8 protein-coding genes are annotated in these 18,143 nt (G+C 68.6%); all 8 read right to left on the bottom strand.

Annotation, left to right across the window (positions count from 1 at the left end; all coding sequences use genetic code 11):
• Positions 1 to 128: 128 nt before the first annotated feature.
• The 8 genes from N5079_RS30595 to N5079_RS30560 all read right to left on the bottom strand — a co-directional run bounded on the left by N5079_RS30595 (position 129) and on the right by N5079_RS30560 (position 18,126).
• The gene (locus N5079_RS30595; protein ID WP_261587643.1) at positions 129 to 1,106 is read right to left on the bottom strand and encodes a hypothetical protein; all 978 of its coding nucleotides are present in this window, start codon (positions 1,104 to 1,106) and stop codon (positions 129 to 131) included.
• Entirely contained in the window at positions 1,103 to 3,547 is a 2,445-nt protein-coding gene (locus N5079_RS30590; protein WP_261587642.1) for an AAA family ATPase, read from the bottom strand. The genes N5079_RS30595 and N5079_RS30590 overlap by 4 nt, the downstream gene beginning before the upstream one ends.
• Positions 3,547 to 4,701, bottom strand: coding sequence for an exonuclease SbcCD subunit D (locus N5079_RS30585; RefSeq protein ID WP_261587641.1), 1,155 nt, complete (start codon positions 4,699 to 4,701; stop codon positions 3,547 to 3,549). Before N5079_RS30585 ends, N5079_RS30590 begins: the two co-directional genes overlap by 1 nt.
• A gap of 8 nt (positions 4,702 to 4,709) precedes the next feature.
• Positions 4,710 to 6,563 (bottom strand): ATP-binding protein, encoded by a 1,854-nt coding sequence (locus tag N5079_RS30580; RefSeq protein WP_261587640.1) that lies wholly within the window; start codon positions 6,561 to 6,563, stop codon positions 4,710 to 4,712.
• A gap of 132 nt (positions 6,564 to 6,695) precedes the next feature.
• Entirely contained in the window at positions 6,696 to 8,564 is a 1,869-nt protein-coding gene (locus N5079_RS30575; protein ID WP_261587639.1) for an SAM-dependent methyltransferase, read from the bottom strand.
• A 3-nt stretch (positions 8,565 to 8,567) separates the two neighbouring features.
• Complete coding sequence (locus N5079_RS30570) at positions 8,568 to 9,461, bottom strand: serine/threonine-protein kinase (RefSeq protein WP_261587638.1); 894 nt, start codon at positions 9,459 to 9,461, stop codon at positions 8,568 to 8,570.
• On the bottom strand, positions 9,458 to 11,626 hold the full coding sequence (locus N5079_RS30565) for a UvrD-helicase domain-containing protein (RefSeq protein ID WP_261587637.1): 2,169 nt from the start codon (positions 11,624 to 11,626) through the stop codon (positions 9,458 to 9,460). Before N5079_RS30565 ends, N5079_RS30570 begins: the two co-directional genes overlap by 4 nt.
• Complete coding sequence (locus N5079_RS30560; protein ID WP_261587636.1) at positions 11,623 to 18,126, bottom strand: DEAD/DEAH box helicase; 6,504 nt, start codon at positions 18,124 to 18,126, stop codon at positions 11,623 to 11,625. Before N5079_RS30560 ends, N5079_RS30565 begins: the two co-directional genes overlap by 4 nt.
• Positions 18,127 to 18,143: the final 17 nt, after the last annotated feature.

Raw genomic sequence — 18,143 nt, 5'->3', positions numbered from 1 at the left:
GCTATTCGCTCGCCATGACCACCAGGTCCACTACCTACCCGACATCTTGGGCCCGGGATAACACCGCTCGGAGAAAGGCGGCGGAAGGCATATTGGACAGCGTCATACTGCCGAGGGGCGGATCCAATTCAATGGGCGGCAGCAGTACAGAGGGAGCGGTACAGCAGGCGGGCGTCGCCGAGCCGGTGTCGCAGGAGCTTTTCCAGTCCGCCGATGGGAACGAGGTTCTGCGGGGCACGCGGATCTTTGTAATCCACACCGGCGAGGAACGGCAGGACGAGCGTGACCGCGTCGGCGAGCTCGACCAACTCGTCCCTGCGCATGTCGGCACTGGCCTCGATGCGCACGATCCCCGCCCAGGGTGCGGCGGATCGGACGGGCAGGCACAGATACCAGGCGTGGCGGCGCCAGCTGGTGCCCATCAGGAAGATCGGTGTGCGCTGTCCGGGAAGCAACGCGGAAACGACACCGGCCTGGGGCGCGGGGAGGTAGGCCGTGTGATGCGTCTTGACATACCCGACGGTCCGGGGCAGGTGCGTCCGGCCACGCAAGGGTCCGTCAACGAGGAGCAGGTCGTCGCCGCCGGCCTCAGCGCGGTAGCGCACCGCGAGGTCCACCTCTAGTTGCGTCAGCCGCTGCTGAAGCGCCAGGGAGAGCTCCTCCATCGTGGCGCCGGCAGCGGGCAGCGACTGGTAGGCACCGGCGGTGGTCTTGACATCCGGCGCGTACGGCGAGGCGCTGAACAGGGACCGGCTGACCTCAATGGCGGCGAGGGTCGCGGGCGTGCCGTTCCCGAAAGCGCATCGGACGATCCCCGCGGCGTACGACGCGGCGATTCCGGGCGTGGGCATGGCGGCATCCGGATCATGGATCCAGACGCGGGCGTCGATCCGGCGGACGCCATCGGCTATCAGCAAGACGGCGGGAGGAGCGGTGCCCGCAGCGGGGCTGACGGGGTGCCAGTCGTCGGCGGGGAGCTCCACGTCCAGGTCGAGCTCGGCGCTCGTCGGCCCCAGCTCGGCGAGCGCCTCAACAGCCAGGGCCGCCGCATACCCGGGGTCCCAGGCATCGACGGTGAACGCCGCATGGCTGGTCGCGATGCTCACTGCGCCGCCTTCCGCAGATGCGACCCCTTGGCGTCGCGGGTGATCTCGAATCGGACCGGCACCCGGTCGGCCAGCGCGGGCACGTGAGTGACCACCCCGACCATCCGCTCCCCTCCGGTGGCCAGGCGTTCGAGCGTCGTGGCGACCGTGTCCAGCGTGGCGGGGTCGAGTGTTCCGAACCCTTCATCCAGGAAGATCGAGTCGAGGCTGCGGGCGGCCGCCGCGGACAGGCCGGCCACCTGGCTTGACAGGGCCAGCGCGAGGGCGAGTGCGGCCTGGAAGGTCTCTCCACCCGACAGCGTCCGAGCGCTGCGCCGCATCCCCGCCTCGGCGTAGTCGATGACCTCGATGTCGCTCCTGGGGCTGACCGCCAGCTCGTACTGGCCGTCGGACAGGTCGCGCAGGGTGCCGGAAGCCGTGGCGACCAGCAGTTCGAGCGCTTCGGAGCACAGCCAGCGTTCGAACGCGTCGGCGCGCAGCCGCAGCGCGAGTTCGTGGGCGACCCGTGCCTCCTGCTCCTTCGATTTGGCCTGCTCCTCCAGCTCGCCGGCCAGCCTTTGATTCTCCTTGACCCTCTCCAGCCGGCTTTCCGCCTGTGCGACCGCGGCCACCACGATCTCGCCGATCCGCTCGGGCGTGGCCTCGGGCGGGACGGCGACATCGTGATCTGCCAGACGGGTGGCCAGCGCGGCCCTTTCCTGGTCACGCAGCCGCTGGGCCTGAGCGATTTTGTCGTCCTGTGCGTCTAGTGCGGCCCGTTCACGCGCCGCCACGCCATCGCGCCAGGCGAGCAGCCCCGTCCAGGCCAGGTGGAGATCGTCGCGGTCCAGCGGCGGGGCGCCGAAGGACACGACGGTGTCCCGGGAGGCTTCCAGATCTCGCCAGGACTGCTCGCCCTTGCCGCGCAGTTCCTCGGACCGCTGTCTCGCCTGGGCCAGCCGGGTCCGTGCCTCTCGCGCGGCCTGCCGGGCGTGTGCGGTACGGCTTTCGGCCGTGCGGACGGTGGCCAGCCGCCTCTCGATCTCGGCCCGGGACGTGCCGGCCGGGGACTCGAGCCCCGCCACCAGGTCGCGCAATTCCTGGACTCTGCGCGTCAGGTGAGCTGACTCCGCCTCCGCCCGCTGCTGCCGGGTGCGCGCCTCCTCCGCCTCTTTCTTGGCCGCTTGAACGTTGCGCTCCGCCGTCTCCAGGTCGGCCGAGACGGCATGCTCGGGAAGCTCCGTGACCGGGCGCAGGCACGTGGGGCACGCCTCACCGACGACAAGCCGTCGCGCCAGCTCCGCACTGGCGTGAACGTCTCGCAGCCGGTCACGGTCACGCTCGGACTCGGCGAGAGCAGCTTCAGCCCCGTCGCGCCGTCCGGCGAGCGGCGCGAGCCTGGACTCCGCCTCCGCCGATTCCGCCTCGGCCGCCTCCAGTTCGCCGGTCATCCGCTCGTACTGATCGAGCGCCGCGAGTTCGGCCGTCAGGGCGGCCGGGTCGTCCAGCGCGGCCAGCGCGTCCTCGGCCTGCTGCTCCTCGGCCTCCGTCCGCGCCACCTCTGTGGTGAGATCGGCGCTCTCACTTAGCGCGTCGCGCAGCGTGTCGGCGAGGGTCGGCACGTCATCGGGCATCGCCAGAGCGGCCAGTGCGCCGAGCCGCCCCGCCATAGCGTCCCGCTCCTCACGGAGGCGCTGTGCCTCCTGGTCGCGCACGCGTAGCAGGTCGAGATCGGTCCTGACCCGGCCGACCAGGTCGCGCAGCGACCCCAGCCGGGCGGCGGCCGCTCGTTCCGCCGCCTCATCGGCGTCGGACAGCTTGGCGAGCTGGTCCCGTGCGAAGATCGCCGCTTGCCTGGCCATGTCCTCCTCGCGTCCGGCACGCTTCTGAATCCGCTCGTAGACCTCTGCGTCGAGCAGCTGGACCAGCAGATCCTGCCGCTCGCGCGGCCGGGCGTGCAGGAACTCGGCGAACTTGCCCTGCGGGAGCACGACGCACTGGGTGAAGAACTTGTACTCAAGGCCCGTGATCCGCTGGACCTCGGCGGTGACGTCGTCGCCGCCCTCGGCCACGGGCCGCACGACCGCTTCCAGCATCTCGGCGAGCTCGGCCGTGGCGGGGACGCCGGGGTCGAGCTCGTCGAGCCTGGCCTCCTTGGTGTGGACCGTGGCCTTGGCGTCACGGCGCAGAGATCGGACCACGGCGTGGCGGCGGCCGGAGGTCTCGAAGACCAGCGCGACCTTGCCGGAGGTGGCCGAGGGTGCCAGAGCGTGGGCGATGACGTTCTCCTTGCCCCAGCGCGGCACCGTGCCGTACAAGGCGAAGCAGATCGCGTCGATGATCGTGCTCTTGCCCGCCCCGGTCGGGCCGACCAGCGCGAAGTAGTCCACGTCGGCGAAGTCCACGGTGACCGGTTCGCGGAAGCTGCCGAAATTGTCCAGGTGCAGTCGCAGGGGGCGCATCAGCTCGTCACCTCGTCGTAGAGCCGGTCGAACAGCGCGGCGACCTCGCCGTCGTCTCGGCCGGTGGCCGTCAGGTAGTCGCGGAACAGTTCGCGCGGGCTGCGGGCTGCCCCGGCCTCCCCGCTTACTCCGCGCCGCGCCCGCACCGGGCGGAACCGCTCGTCCAGGTCGACGTCGAGAGCGGTCGGCAGGATTTCCCGTACGGTCTCGGCGAGGCCGGGACGCGGCTTCTCCGCCACGATCACGCGCAGCCAGGTCTCGCCGAGATCTCCCGCCATGGCCTCCAGTTCCGCTAGCGTGCCGGTCACCGTTGCCAGGGCGCGGGCCGAGTCGATGGTCACCTCGCGGACCGCCGCCGGGCGTCCGGGCTCCACCGTGACAAGCAGCGCTCCGGGGGTGTTGCGCTCCTCACCGAAGTCGACCGCGATGGGCGAGCCGCTGTACCAGATCGGGCACGCTCCCGGCATCTGCTGCCGCCGGTGAAGGTGGCCCAGGGCGGCGTACTGAGTCGACGCCGGGAACGCGGTGGCCTCGAAGTAGTAGGAGAAGATGGACTGCGCCTCGCGCTCGCCGCCGCCGAGCTTGCCGCCGGGGAGTGTGCCGTGCGTCGTGACCAGGTTGACGGTGTCTGCGGCAAAACTCGCGGTGAGGGCGCCGATCAGTTCCGCCACCCGTTCGGCGTAGTCGCGGTTGTGGTCGGCAGGAGTGCCCGCGAGCACCTCGCCCGCGCGGACCACGTAACGGCGCGACAGGAACGGCAGTACGGCCAGCCGTACCGGCTCGCCCGAACGAGCGGTGAACGCGAGCGTGCCACCGTGGTCCGGCCGCCGGAATGTGCCCACGACATGGATACCCAGCGCTCCGAGCACCGGCCGGTACACCTCGAACAGATGAGGGTTGTCGTGGTTGCCGGCAAGTACCACGACGTGGCGCCCGTCCTCGCGGAGCTCCATCAGCGCGGGCATGACCAGGGACTGCGCCTCCGGCGTCGGCGCGGAGGTGTCGAAGACATCTCCGGCCACGATGACCGCGTCCACGTCCTCCTGGCGGGCCAGCTCGACCAGCTCCCGCAGCACAGCGCGGTGCTCGTCAATCCGGGATCGGCCTTTGAGTACCTTGCCGACGTGCCAGTCGGCGGTGTGCAGGATTTTCATCCGGCTCCTTAGAACGGGGGGACGTCGTCGTCGGCCCCGGGCAGCCCAGCGAAGGGGTCGGCGACCGTACGCCGACTGGCGGTGACCGGGGCGGGACCTGCCTCCGAGGGGCGGGTCGCCCAAGCGGGGAACGGGAAAGTGACCGCGAGCGGCACGGGAATCTCCGGCTGGGCGACGAACATCGTCCCTGGTTTGGCGATCGTGGCACGTTCCCGGGCTATCGCGGAAAGCCAGCCATACTCCGGGCGTGCGGCCTCGGCTGGGTCGAGCCGCCCAGCGACCCGGACGGCGCAGTTCGAGACGATGCGCCGCTCGACCTCGGAGGCGGTCTGCTGGGCACCGATCAGGATCACCCCCAGGGACCGGCCCCGCTCGGCCACGTCGAGCAGAATCTCCTTGATCGGCGAGTCGCCGTCGCGTGGCGCGTACTTGTTCAGCTCGTCCAGCACGACGAACAGCAGCGGACGTGCCGTACCAGCACTCTCCTTGCGGGCGAACTCGCCGCGCAGAACAACGCCGACCACGAACCGCTGGGCCCGCTCGGGCAGGTTGTGCAGGTCGACGATCGAGACCTGCGCGTCCGAGGTGCTGATCGAGTGCCCCCGGTCGGGTGGAAGATCCCCGCGGACGATCGGCGACAGCGCGCGGACCGCGCCGCGCAGCCGCCGCAGGAACGCGTTGACCGTGCCGAGCGGCACCTGCGCCCCCGCCCAGGTCGCACGCGTGCCGTCGCCCGTGAGCTGATCGTCGACGAAATCCACCAGGTCCGCGAAGGTACGACAGGTAGAGGTGGTCCCGCCGCTCCCCCCGTCGGGGACTGTGATCGTGACCGCTCCCCCATCGGTGGCCGGCGCCGCCCAGGCCCGCAGCCGGGCCGCGACCTGGCCCACAAGCAGGGAGTACTGCGCCCGCTCGTCGTCCGCGTCGGCGAACACGAACCGCAGCAGCTCCTCAGCGCAGAACTCGGCCAGCGTCCAAAAGAAGGCACTGACGCCCTGGGTCCGGGCTGAAACGTGGGGGACCCCGTTGGGATCGCCGGGACGCGGCGGCGCAAACACATGAACACTCTGGAACGGCCGGGCGGGCAGGCCGAGCCGGTCGTACACGCCGACGGCCGCGTCGTTCAGCCGGATGTTGGGGTGGTCGAGAAATAGTAGGTCCTCGCCCTTCACCGAAAAGATCAGGGCCTTAGTGTTGGCCGCCTCCGCCTCCAGGACGCCCGAGTTGAAGATCGAATAGATCAGAAATGTGGCGAACGAGGTCTTCGTCGCCACACCCGAAATTCCGGAGATCGACACGTGTGCGCCGCGGGTGCCGTCGAGGAAGTCGAAGTTGACGTACAGCGGGAGACCGTCACGTCCGAGCCCCATCGGGATCCGCCGGTCCATGACGTCGAAGTACAGCGCCTGATCCCGGTCAGCGGACTGAGCCCGGTAGACGACAGAACCGGGCAATGGCGGCACGAAGACCTCCGGTTCTACCCGGGTGACCCTTACCTCGGCAGACTCCACCACAGCGGCGGGCAACGCACCATCGGCGATGAGGAACACGTCGGAGTCGTAACTGGCACCCTCGTGCCGAGCCTCGACTGTCGTGACGACCCCGGCCACCAGGACCTGCCCGTGCCCCGGCACCTCGCGCCGGGTCACCACGACATCATCGAGCTGCACGACCCGGCCGGGTTCGAGCCCGATCCAGAATGAGAGCGGTGACGCCGCCTGCGTGCCAAGCACTCGCCCGACCGCTTCCGCGGAGGCGACCTCACCATTCAGCCCGGCACCGATGGGCGCCCCATTCGCCTCCACGAAGCCCTCCCCCTCCACAGCAGCACAATGAAAGACCCAGAAACCCTTGAGCAACATCAGTCGCATGCTATCGCGTGAGTCGAGTTCACATGAGAAGATCTGCAAAATAAGTGGGTCGCCACCCTATGGAGGTGAAATCGACCCAAGCCGCTTCATACAAGCGGACTCCTTCGCGATACGCCGCAGGAGCTACGAGTCCAGCAACGACCTCAAGGTTGCGCGATATGGGTGCAGCACCCCTTCTCCCAACCCTTGCAGCACAAGGCCGACCAGCGCCGAGCCGCCGCTCGCGGCCTGGCCGAGTAGAACCTCGAACCTGTCCACGCGTCCGAACACCTCTCCGAGGGCGCGCTGTTGCTGAAGGGAGATCCGCGGGATCTCAATTCGCCTTATGTCTGACCGCGATGTTCCCGTCTGCCCCCGACCCGGTGACTGGAGCGCCGCGATCCGCAAGAAACCCGCGAGGCAAGCGGGATCGAGCCGGTCAGGGGCAGCACGCAAGATCTGCAAGCCAGGACCCAAAATCGCATGGCCCTCGTCGATCACATGGACGGCGAGGAACCGACCGCCGGCCGGGACGACGATGTCGCCGGACTCGACAGTGAGCATCTCTGTCGACGGGGTCGTACGGCCGGTGGGGGCCCGACGGGCCAGCACATCATCCAGCGTCAGCACCGGTATTTTCCCGCTGTGGATCTCCAGCCTCGGCCCGGTGAGAACGACGAGGGCACCGGCCTTTATCTGTTCGGCGATAGTGGTCCTGGGCAAGGGCTCTCCGCCGATCTGGAGAGTCCGCAAATCGTCCAGCGTTCGACGTAGATCCTCAAGCAACACCGAGAGCGTCTCCACGGCGGACATGAAGCCGTGTCCTTCCGCCGCCTGTCCGCCGATATATCGCCCGGGGGTCAGATCCACAATCTCGTCGAGCACGTCAATGATCGGGACTGCTCCGTCCATCTCCGTCGAGGACCGGAAAGCCTGCCAACTGTCGATCACATGCTCATGGACCTTCGACCACGGCAGGTCCGCCGCGTCCACCATGAGGACATGCGTGGGGATGGGATCACCACCGCCCGGCTTGCGCAGGACCCACAGGTGTGGTGACCCGAGTGCGCCCGGCGCGGAGCCGGCGGGAAGGGCCACAACAGCCCGCAAGGCTCCGGAACGTAGAAGTTGAGCGCGGATGCGGCGGCCGGACCGGCGGTCGGCGGCGGCCGAGGGCATCAGGATGACGACATGCCCTCCGGGACGGACATGGAACAGGCCGTGCTGCACCCAAGGCAGTTCGGGTTCGCCACGCGGCGGCAGGCCATATGTCCAGCGGATGTCGCTGGACAGCTCTTCGTATCCCCAACTGCGCTCGCCGAACGGCGGGGTGCAGACCACCGCGTCCGCCTGGAGCGAGTCGAACATGTCGTCGCGGAGGGCATCCCCCGTCAGCACAATGCTGTCGTGGCCGTGCAGGCGTAGACGAGACTCTGCGATCACCGCGGACGACTGCTCACGCTCCTGCCCATAGAGCTTCGTCGCGCCTGAGGCAGCAGCGGAGACGAGCAATGTGCCGAATCCGCAGGCCGGGTCGAGAACACTACTGCCGCCCGCCACATCGGCGAGAGCGACCATAAGGTCTGCGACCTCACCAGAGGTCACCGCGACGCGGCGAGAGTGGGTTTCCAGATAGCGCTCGTAGAGGAAGTCGAAGGTCCGGGCTGGGCCGCGGGAGGTTGCGAGATCGGCGAGGCCGTCCGGCAGGGGGCCTTCCGCCGAGCTGGAGGTGAGGAACACACCGGCTTGGCCCACCGCGTCGGCGAGGCGGAGGTCGTCGACGCTCGCCCGGAGCTGCTGCCAAACCCGCTCGTCGAGCGGGACCTCCGCGAGTTTGCCCTGGCGACGGAGCCATTCCTCCACGGCGGCAAGAGAGAAGAGCGGGCTGCTGGAAGTACCGGCGACGGGAGAAGGAAAGTCGTCGAACCTGCGGCGCCAATTGCTGACGGCGGCGCGCCCAACCCCCGCCAACCTAGCGATGTCGGCCGCTGCGACCGTGGCGCTGTCGTGCATGAACTACCCCAAACTCGAAACTACCACCGAATACATGTGGGCAGGATCAATGGACAGATCCTGAGCGACCCAGCCATGGAGCGGCGGTGGGTCACGGACCCATGGCAGAAGACTCCGGTAGACCGACACCGCGCTGTCCGGGCGCTGGTCGGGCGCCTTCGCAAGCAATCGAAGCGTCAGTTCTTCCAATTCCCTGGGGACCCCTTCCATCGGCGGCGGACTCTCCCGCTGGCTCCGGGCGATCTCCCTCAGGAGGTCACGGGACTCGAACGGCCGAGAGCCGGTGAGCAGCTCGTACATCGTGCAGCCGACTGTATAGAGATCGCTCGCACGACTCGCATCGGCACCCTCTATGAGCTCTGGCGCCATGTATCGCGCGGATCCCGGAATCTGCCCCGCCTGGGTGATCTTCGAGAACTCACCCGCGCCTAGTGAGGTCGCCACGCCGAAGTCGATGACCTTGACCGTGCCATCAGGACATAGCACGAGGTTGTCCGGCTTGACGTCACGGTGGATCAGATCGGCGTTGTGGGCGGCGGCGAGCACCGCGCACACTTGAGCCCCGATGAAGGCCGCCCAGGGCACAGGCAGAGCCCCTTGCTCGTCCTTGAGCTTTCCGACCGTCTCCCCGGGTAGTGACTCCATCACCATGTAGAGGTCGCCGTCATCGCCGAAGTCGTAAACGACCGGAACCCCCGGGTGCCGAAGCCGGGCAGTGATTCGACCCTCGCGGTTGAATCTTCGCCGGGCATCTTTTTCAGATGCCAGTTCGCCGGAACTGATCAATTTGATGGCGACCGGCCGATTGAGCCGCACGTCCCTTCCGCCCCAGACCTCCCCCATCCCGCCCCGCCCGATCGGCGAGGTGATCTCGTACCTGTCGGCGACGATCCTCACGGGAGGAACCTGCTCTTCCGGCCGTGCCAGGAGATGACGATGCCGTCCCGGGCGCGGGTCGCGGCCACGAAAAGCAGCGATCGAGCCCGCTGCATCTCGCGGCGGAAGCGCAGGGGATCGCCGTCCTTCAAAGTGACGATCCGCTGAGCCGGCACCAGACCTTCGGAGACGCCCGCGATGATCAAGCGCTGGTATTCAAGGCCCTTGAACCGGTGCATCGTCCCGACGTGAACGGGAGCCTCAACGAGCCGCGGTCCGTCGGTGCCGATGGACGAAGAGATGATTCCTGCCTTGCCCAAGCGGTTCTCAACTTCGGCCACCATGCGCCGTTCAGGCACGCTGACCGCGATTGAGCCTCCGCCCCATGTTCTGACCTGCTCGACGATTCCGTCGAGTTCGGCGTCCCAGGTGGGATACGACGTGAACAGCGGCTCCGGTCCCCGCAACACTGACCGGTATCCGGTGAGGTCGTCATGACCGTCGTCGAGGTCGTCCCACTCCTCCTGTCCGAGCAGACGGAGCGCCGTGCCGAGGATCTCGTGGGTGGTCCGGTAACTGAGGGTCAGCTTGGACGATCGGCCCCGAATGTTGATCCCGAGGCTCCCCAGAGAGACGTAGTTGCGGTAGATCCGCTGGTGGGTGTCGCCGGCGATGAACAGATCGTTGGGTCCTTCGGGGACCATCGCGCGCAGCATCCTCCAGTGCGCCGTGCTGAGGTCCTGTGCCTCGTCGACGACGATGTGCCGGTACCGAGGCTGATGCCAGATGCCGGACTCGCGTTGAAGTTTGACGGAACTGGCCTGGTCGGCATCGTAAGACGCCATCGCCCGGGCTCGCTCGATCTCCAGGCGCGCCGCCCGATCAGCGACCTGCTGTAAGGTCCACAGGCCCTTCTCGTCCAGTCGCATCACGTAGCGCTCGGCCAGCTGCCAGATCGCCGCGCGCTCCTCTCGGCTGATCGCCCGTCCCCGCCCGGCGCGGCGGGCCCGGAAGTAGTCGGCCCGCGAGGCGACACCCAGGCCGAGGATCACCTGCGACCACTCGGCGTGCAGGAACTCGGCATCCCACCGGCGCTCCCGCTGCTCGTCGAGGAGCTCCTGCCACTCGATAAGCGCCTTCGTGTCGTCGATCCACTGCCGCCCGGCCCCGGACTGCGTCTCCACCACGATGTTGCTGGCGAGTTTGTCGATGTTGATGATCTCGACACGCTTGACGACATCAGTGCCGCCGAGCGCGAGCAGCCGCTGCCGCAAATCGGCGGCGAGGTTCTTGTTGAAGGTGGTGAGCAGCACATCTTTGCGGTCACCCGGCGCGAGCCGCTCCACCAGAAGTTTGACGCGGTGCAGTGCCACGATCGTCTTTCCGGTTCCGGGACCGCCGCTGACCCGGGCAGGCCCGCTGTAGTTCCGCTCAACAATCTTGCGCTGGGTGGGGTGGAGGAACACTTTCCAGCGTCCGAAGTCGCCCTCTTCCAGGATTTCCTGCAGTGCGACGTCCTCAGTGGTCACGACGGTGGCGGGCCGAGCAAGCGCGGCCTGGTAGTCATCGGTGTCGACGTCTTCAGTAACCGCCACTGGGGTGGTGATCTGGTCGAGAACCTCCTCGACGGTCTTGCCCGAGTAGAGCGCGAGCAGCACCTCACCGGTGAGCTGCGGCGCGTACGACGCGAGGCCGAGCAGCTCGTCCTCATTCGTGATCTTTCCGATCAAGCCGAGTAGCGGCTCCGCGACGCCCAACTCAAGCAGGGTCTCGGCGGAGAACTTGCCGAATAGCGCCTCCGCCTGAGTGGGTTCCGACAGCGCCGGGACCTCCTCCACGACCTTCTCCTCGATCGTCAGCAGATCGAGGAACTCGATGCCTCCCGTCACGGGGTTGATCTGGTAGGCGAACTTGTCGAGGTTGTCGTAGACCTCCTGCCGCGGCCTTACCGCGACAAGGATGTAATCGGTGCCACCCGCGTGCAGAAGCAGCGCCCGATAGTCCAGGTTCACCCGTGCCGAGTACAGCCGCGGGTGCCCCTTGAGCTGTTTGAATCGCAGGCCTGGACTGTCCGGATCTTGGCGGAACTTGTGCTGAAAGTCGTAGATCGCGCCCTTGACCGCGCGGGGGAGCTTGAGGATCTCCTTATCCGCCTTGTCGAGCAGCCGCAACGTCGCCTGACTCACTTCGCTCCCCCGATCCGCTCGGCCAGTTCTTCGGGCGTCCAGCCCGGTACGGCACGCACATCCCAGCCCGCCTCCGTGTAGGCGGCATCACGCTTGCGCACCTCGTCGTTGTCTCCCGCAAGCACAATCGCCACCTTCGCGGATGGCCACGCCATCTCGGCTTGCCATGCCTGCTCGCCCAGCTCGTAGCCCACCACATCCGGGGCTGGCACACCGACCTCGGCGAGCCGCTGCGCGAACAGTGCCAGCCCAGGCTCGTCGGGGTCGAGCAGATCGAGAACGTGCTCCCAGCGCGGCGGCAGAGTGGTTCCCTCCCGAACGGCGGACGTCTCCGGGGCGGGTGCACGCTTCATGGGCTCTGCATCCGTGGCGAGTGCATGCCCTACAGGCTCGGTGTCGTCGACGAGATCCTCGTCCAGAGGTAGCAGGCTGAGCGAGGTCAGGAATCCGCCGCCACCCGCCGCCGCGAGCTGCGACGGGTCGAAGAGGTCCAGCCGGGTGAGCGTGAGCTGCCCGCTGTCGCCGGAGCCGAAGTCGAGGAACTGCAGCAGATTGCCCCAATAGAGCCAGGCGGCCCAGCGTCGTTTGTGCGTCTCCTCGTCCGTGCGGATCGTCTCATTCCGATCGTCGATCACTGTGAACGCGCTCCAGACGGGTTCGGAGCGCTGATCGAGAACGATCGTCAGCGGACAGCCGCTTGCGTCGGCGCCGGTGCAGACAGCGATCCGCCCCTGAGTGGCGGCCGGAAGGATCGAACCGCGCAAAGATGCCATCACGCGCTCGGCGACACCGCCGGCATCGGACATGGTCTTCGCATGGGCCGACTGCAACGCGCCCGCGGTCACCGCCTCAGCCCGGCGCAGCCAGAGTCCGGGGTCGGGGTCACCCAGAAAGGCGAGCAGCGTCTCGATGGGGTTGGTCCACATCGTGCGCACCAGCTCGTCGGGATCGTGCCCCGGCACCGACCGGTGGTAGAGCCCCCGAGCGCTGCTCTGGGCGTTGCCCAGATACGGCACGCGCAGCGGCTCGCGGGACGTATTGGGCGCGAAATCCCACTCCTGCCACTCATCCAAGTCGTCCCAGGTCAACTGGAAGACGAGCCCCCGGTGCGCGCGCAGCCGGGCACGCTTGACCGCGTCGTCGGCCAGCCGGTTGATCTCCGCGGCGGCGTGGTAGGCGTATCCGTCGAGGTAGACGGCCACCTCCTGGGGCTCGGAGTCCACCAACCGGAACAGCACGTCGGGCCGGGTGCCCCGGATGGTGTTCTGCAGAGTCATCCGCCAGTGCCGGATGGCCCCGTCCGGCCCCTCGATCCGCAGGTCCGCGGTCTTCCTGCCGTTCACGACCTCACCGCGGGCCAGCGTCCCTGGCGTGTCACCACGCCGGGCCCAGGCCTCCAGGCCGCCGAGGAACCGCGCTTCCAGCTCGCTCTCGATCTGGTCCCACAGCGAGATCTCGTTCGTGGTCGAGACCTCCGCGATCGCCCAGTCGTCGAGCAGCTCGCCCAGCATCTCCAGTGCGTCGGCACGGCTGACTTTGTCGTACATGCTCCCGGGCACGTGGGCGAGCAGGCAGCGGTGGCAGGCCCGCTTGCCGCGCTCCTCCTTGCAGCGGCAGCCCGCCACGATCTTGTACGCCTCTGTCAGCACCTCGTGGAAGCCTTCCGGGGAGGAGAGCCGGTGCAGGTAGCCCGTGCCACCCGGCAGCGTGTCGTGCAGCACGAGGAAGCGCCGCCGCCGGCCGGTGTCCTGGTCGGGCATGGTGGCGGTGACGATCGCGAGATGGTCGGGATGGCCGCCGTACCTGGCCGCCACCCCCGCCATCAGGGCCGCCTGGAAGGAAGCCGTCCGTTCCTCTGCCATCAGCGTGGCGACGGGGAGCAGGATGCGCAACGCCTCGGTGCCCAGCTCATGGGCCAGGATCAGCTTGACATGCTCGGTGTCCTGCGCCGCGCGCCGGAAGGTGCACCACGGCCGGTGGTGCTTGCGCGACTGGTCGAACGACGACGTGGCAACCAGACCGTCCGAATCACCTGACGACGGCGGGCCGTCCACTGTCGTGCCGCCGCAGGACGGGCAGGCGTGGAAGGGGTTGAGCCGGACGTCCTCCCCCGCGAACTTGTCGGCCGCCTGCCGGTCGAATCGCGTGGTGCCCAGGTTGAACCGGCGGATGACCGCCTTGCGGGTGAAGTCGACGCCGAACACGGCCTTGGCGTGCCGCCACGAGCCCGGCGCGACGTCGGCCGGGTCGACGTCGACCGCAACTGCGGTCTCGTAGTAGCGCCGCTGCCGGTCGTCGTTGTCGTCGCGGATCTGCACGTCGTCGCGGCGGTCATGCGCCGTGACACGGGTCGGGCGCAGAACCTTGTGCAGCGAACCCAGCTCGCCGATGTCCCGACCGCCGCAGCGCGGGCACGGCGAGGTGTCCTCCTGCGCCCTAGCGGTCCGCACGTGGCCGCAGCCGGGGCAGACCCGCCACTCCTCCCACGCCGGGCGGGACGGGGTGCCGATGTCCAGGCCGGTGATCTGGTGCTGGTAGCCGCGCATGTAGAACGAGTTGCCCGGCGCCAGCTCCGTGAGGGCCAACCGGGCAGACCGCGTGTATTCGCGCACCTCGCTGTGGTACTGCTTGCCGCCGGGGATCTCCTCCTCCCAGGTGATCGTCGCCTCCAGGCTGGTGGCGGAGTCGATGAGGGAGTAGTTCGGCAGCAGCCCCAGCTCGACCAGCGCGCCCTGCGCGTTCTCCCGGCCGATCTCGCCGATGAGCCGGGCGACGGCTCGCCGCTCGGCCGCCAGCGACCGCTTGATCGCCTGCTGGCTGGGGTCGGACTCGACTAGCGCCTCGATTGCCGTGTCGATCGTGTCCAGCCGTTCGCGCAGATCGGCCAGGCGCAGGTCCCATGACCGCTCGGCTCGCTGTACGGCGGACACCAGCCCAGCCGTGGCGAACTCCCGAAGGTCCATGGCGGCCTCGGCGCTCACCGACGCACCGAAGAGATCGAGGAAACCGTCGACCGCACCTGACGCCAGCACGGCGGGGACGAATCCGGCCAGCCACCCGGTCTCCCCGAACAGCGCCGACGCCCGCCGCGGCAGCGGCATCACTCCGGGGAACCGGTCCCTGGCGCACAGGTCGATCAGGTGGGCGACGTACTGCCGCCGAAGGATCTCCACCGCCGACAGATAGCTGCCCGGCGGGACGATCTCACCGGCGATCATCTCGTGCGGCTCGTTGAGGAAGTACAGGTCACGCGGCGAACGCCCGACCATGGTGACCAGGAAGGCGTTCCCGGTACGGCGGCCCGCCCGGCCGACCCGCTGCACGTAGTTGGCCGGTCCAGGGGGCAGTGAGGCGAGGATGACCGCGGACAGGTCACCGATGTCGATGCCCAGCTCCAGCGTGGGGGTGCAGGAGAGCACGTTCGGGTCGCTGTAGCGGGTGCCCTCCCGGAAGCGCTGCTCCACCTGCTCGCGCTGGCGCCGGGTCAGCGAACCGGTGTGCTCGGCGGTGACCACCCGGAACACCCCGTCGCCCAGGTAGAGGCGGCGATAGTAGTCGGCCTTGTAGTTCTGGGTGCCGCGGTCGGTCAGGAAGCCGCCGCAGCGGTAGCGTGGGCACGGCTGGCCGTACCAGTCGCCGACGAGCTCGGGCGGGACGGTCTGTTCCCAGGCGCATCGGTCGCAGCCGATCCCCGCGTCGTTGACCTGCTCGTCCTCCAGCAGGCGCACCTGGATGTGGCCCGGCTGCAGGCCGTACACCTGAGTGGAGCCGTCATCGGCCGTCCTCTTGGCGATGACGCCCTCTACGGCCAGCATGGGCAGCAGGCGGGACAGGTACTCACCGGCCTGGCCGCGGCTCAGGTGCAGGCATTTGGCGGCCCAGTCCTGCGGCCAGCCCTGGTCGGCATCGATCCGGTCGAACTCCGACTTCTTCTTGAACCGGTCAAGCAGGAACGTCGGCGCGCCGAGGCCGCGCGGGAACGCGGGCATGCCGTCCGGGCGGCGCCCCCAGATCGCGTTGTAGCGGCTGGTCCCCGCGTTGCCGACCCACCTCTCCAGCCACGCGTGCTTGATCGCGCCCCGGTAGCGCAGCCGCTCCAGCAGACCGTGGACGAACACCAGATATCGCTCATCCGACTGGCGCTCGATCATCCCCGACGTGCCGGTGTGCGCGTCCCGCGCCAGGTCGGCGATCTTCCAGGGGTCGCTCAGCACGACCTCGGCGGCGGCCGTGCGGGTGAGTTCGAGGGTACGGCCCTGCCGGGAGCGCAGGCCGAGCTCCATGATGGCGGCGAACGCCAGACGCTCCCCAATGAGGTTCCAGGTCTCCGGCGTTCCGCTGGTCTCCCCAGCGAGGATCGCGTCGATCTCGGAGCGATCGTGCAGGTCGGGCGGGACCACAGCGGGCAGCACGTCCGCCTCGCTGGCCGCCGCGGCGAGGTCGGCGATCAGGTCGTTGAGCAGGATCGGCACCTCGGGGTCCAGCCGCGACGTCAGCAATCGCCGCAGCGAGAAGGCGTACGACCGGTTGGCCACGAACCCCGCCCGGTGTGCGGCGTCCTGCACCGAGTCGTTGAACAGCAGCGTCTTGCGCTGCTCCACCTCGAGCTGGTTGCCCGCGAAGAGCTGCGTGATCGCCACCGAGGCGAGCGAGGCCAGGCCGGCACCGAGGAACCGGATGCCCTGGTCCATCTCGCAGGCAGGGCAGCGGTCCTGCTCGGCGGCGTTGTTCGCCTCCTGCTTGGTGTCCAGGTTCGTCAGGACGAAGACGATGTCGCCCTCGCCGTACGTGTCCTTCGCGGGGTCGAACGGCCGGACCCGCTCCCCGTCGAGGATCCCGAGGTTGCGGACCGTCGCCTCCACCTCGCTCCGGGTGGCCTGGATCAGCGGGCGGACCCGCTTCTTCTCCGACCCGACGGCCGCACGGTAAATCTTCTCTGGGGTGGTGACCAGCTCGCCGGGATCACGTTCGGGCGAAAACGCGGCCCATCCGGACCGGCCGCAGTGGCGGCAGTAGACCGCGGGCAGTCGGGTCTTGCCGAGCACGTTGAGCGTGGAGTCGGCGTCTGTCACGGCCGGCTCGCCGATCCAGGCGAAGGCCGGGGTGTGGTGCACCAGGCGGAGCAGTCGCGACACCGCCCGCACCCACATGTGGGTCTCGACCAGCAGGAACGGCCGCTTCGGATTGTCGGGATCTCGCGCCTGCGACAGCAGCGCGACGAACCGGGCGAGCGCTGTGGCCGCCCTGACCGGGTTGTCGCGGATGAACGCGCCCCAGTTGTAGGCACCTCGTCGGGGCAACAGCTCCAACATCTCGTCGAAGGGCCGCGGACGGTCGCTCAGCACGTCGAGCACGGCCTGGGTGAGGATGTGCCGCTTCAGCACCTTCCCCAGCTCCTGGGGGCTGAGGTCGTTCCTCCCGGTGACCGCCGCCGCGATCTGGTCCATCGCTCCCGGCTGGCGCAGCGGGTCACCGCAGGCGATCAGATCGTCCGGTCCCGGCAGTGGCAGGGTGACGTCGATGTCGCCGATGAACTCCTCGGCGCTGAGCCGGTCCTCTCCGACCACGGCGTCCTCGGGGAACGCCGTGCCGAAGACCTGCTCGGCCACCTCGCGGATACTGCCCCCATCCCGCCCCATGGAGCCTCGGGGCCCGCCCTCGCCTGGTGTCCCGGAGGAGGCGCCGTTCTCGCCCAGGGTGGCGGAGGTCGCAACCGGGCAGATGTCACCGAGTGGCTCCCCCGGCCGCGAATGCCCGGTGGCGGTCGCCAGCCGGCGCAGCAGCATGGCGACATCGGTGCCCTGCGCGCCGTCGTAGGTGTGGAACTCGTCCACCACCACGTAGGCCAGCTCGGCGTCCTGCCAGAGCGGCAGGTCGTCGGCCCGCTGGAGCAGCAGGTCGAGCATCTTGTAGTTGGTGATGAGGACGTCCGGCGGGTTGCGCCGGATCTCCGACCGCTGCGTCATCACCTTCGGGTAGCCGACCTCGGGGGTGTCGCCGATATAGAGCGCGGTGGTTACGTCGTGCAGATCCGGCTGCTGGAGGTAGTCGTTGATCCGGTGCGCCTGGTCGGTGGCCAGGGCGTTCATCGGATAGAGCAGCACGGCCTTCACACCCTGCTTGCCCTTGGCCCGCTCTCTGCGGCAGTGGTCCAGCACCGGGATGAGGAACGACTCGGTCTTGCCCGAGCCTGTGCCTGTTGTGATCAGCGTCGGCTCGGCCTGCTTGCCGCGCGTGCTTAGCCGTCGGAACGCCTTCGCCTGGTGCAGGTACGGCGTGAACCCGGGCGGCGCCCACTCCACTGACTCCTGCCACCCATCCTCGGCCGGGCGGAACGGCGTCCGGATCCGCAGGTACGGCCCGCGGAAGATGCCCTGCTCGGGGTGATTGAGGAACCGCTCCAGCGCGTCGCGGACGGGTTGTTCGGCAAGTGCGAAGGTGGTCGTGAGGTACTGCGTCAGACTCCGCCGCAACTCCTCGGCTGCCAGTGTCGGCCTCACGCCGCCTCCCTGTGAAG

The sequence above is a fragment of the Planotetraspora sp. A-T 1434 genome (genome assembly GCF_025420585.1).
In the GTDB taxonomy this organism is placed as follows: domain Bacteria; phylum Actinomycetota; class Actinomycetes; order Streptosporangiales; family Streptosporangiaceae; genus JAOEGB01.
Note: the sequence above shows the minus strand (reverse complement) of the source record. Positions and strands in the feature narration are given on the sequence as shown.